2 protein-coding genes are annotated in these 1,565 nt (G+C 62.8%); one reads left to right on the top strand and one right to left on the bottom strand.

All coding sequences use genetic code 11. The features are described 5' to 3' along the window. Nucleotides 1-153 precede the first annotated feature (153 nt). Nucleotides 154-576, top strand: a complete 423-nt coding sequence (locus LX12_RS21675) for a serine O-acetyltransferase (RefSeq protein ID WP_253656694.1) — start codon at nucleotides 154-156, stop codon at nucleotides 574-576. On the opposite strand, the gene LX12_RS21670 is transcribed toward LX12_RS21675, so the two are convergent. Beyond that, nucleotides 546-1,565, bottom strand: a 1,020-nt coding sequence (locus LX12_RS21670) for a hypothetical protein (RefSeq protein ID WP_253656693.1), incomplete at its 5' end; no start/stop codon positions are given. The genes LX12_RS21675 and LX12_RS21670 overlap by 31 nt on opposite strands.

Genomic DNA, 1,565 nt, shown 5'->3' with positions numbered 1-1,565 from the left:
CCGCGACAAGGTGCACCCCAGCCCAGCGGGCCACCAGGACATCGCCGACCGGCTCGTCGCGGCGTTGCATACGCAAGCGGCAGCCACGTGAGCTGGCGTGCGTTACACCGCGCCGACTCGGCGGTGAACACAGATCGGTTCGGCCGGGTGGCGATGCTTCTAGTACGAGTCGCCCGCGCTTGTCCGATCCCGCTCGCAGCCGTAATCGTAGACATTGCCCTCAAGGTTGTGTGCGGTGTGGACATCCCGCGATCAGCCGAGATCGGACCGGGTCTACGGCTGGCTCACGGTGGCCGTGGAACCGTCATACATCCTCGCGCCCGGATTGGCGAGCGCGTGACGATCTACCACGGAGTCACACTGGGGACTCGGGGTGATGGCACTGACGATGCACCGACCATTGGCGATGGGGCGTACATCGGCGCCGGTGCGTGCATCCTTGGCGGTGTCACAGTGGGCCGGAAAGCGCGGATCGGAGCGAATGCGGTAGTGCTCACGGACATCCCTGACTGCGCCACCGCAGTAGGCGTGCCGGCGCGTGTCACCTACGCGGATAGGTCACCCGACAGCACGTAGACCTCACCAGCGCGTTTCCTGACCTTAATGGTCGAGAACTGGGCGCGGGTCTTGTTCATGCCACCGGGGGCTTGAACGGTAACGCCCGATCCTGCGACGACGGATATCTGACCGGTGTTCACCTGCATAATCTCAATTTCCGATCCAGTCGGAATTCGTCCCGCCGCAATCGTGACCGTTTGTGCCGAGGTCGAGTCGACTTCGATCGTGCGCCCCACATCGGCGCCAAACAGCGAAGTGATGGTCGAGACCGTGTACGACGAGACGGGCGGACGGCTGTCGACGGTTGCAGAGGCAACGTTAATCCGCATCGCGTAACGCGGATGCGGCGGAGTCTGACCATTGAAGTCCGTCGCAAACCTGTGCGTCGAATCGGCCCCCTGGATGCGAACGAACGCCAGCACGTGATTGTTGTTGTAGTTGTCCAGGATGAACCCGTGGGCCTGATTGTCGGTGCCGTAAAGAGCGTTGTTGTAGGCGACTGCGCCCAAGTAGAGGCCGTACGACGCGCGGTTGCGATAGCCCGCATATTGCGGAGTGTCGGAGTAGGTGTTGACGTACTGGGTTCCCGAGACGTAATCGTCGAACCCGTAGTCCATCCACCCGATCGACGACCGCGACCACGCGTGAGCGCCGACATACGCGACGTTACCGCCGTGCGTCTCGAAGCCCACCTGGGAGCCCATCATCACCGACTTGCCGACCACCTGGGAGTCGGTGCAGTTGGCGTCGAAGTACATCCCGACGCTGCCTGGCGTTCCACCGGATGCGAGTGCAGTGCCGCCGCGGGGAACGACACCGACATCGCGCCACCCAAGCACGTTGTCAGCAACAATCTGGTAGCTGCTGTACGAGGTTGTGGGGTCGCCGAATCGGAAGTTGCCGAACTTCGGGATGCGGACCTGAAGCTGCGAGACCCGGTATGTACGTAGCAGCTTGGGGGCGAACCCGTCATCGCAGAGAAGTGAGCAGTCGAGCGTTCCACCCAG

It is taken from the genome of Williamsia serinedens (assembly GCF_024171725.1).
GTDB classification, from domain to species: Bacteria; Actinomycetota; Actinomycetes; order Mycobacteriales; family Mycobacteriaceae; genus Williamsia_A; species Williamsia_A serinedens.
This window is presented reverse-complemented; position numbering and strand designations above follow the sequence as displayed.

Coding starts and splice junctions, on each gene's coding strand:
- LX12_RS21675 (WP_253656694.1), top strand. CDS start 154: ATGCTTCTAGTACGAGTCGCCCGCGCTTGTCCGATCCCGCTCGCAGCC.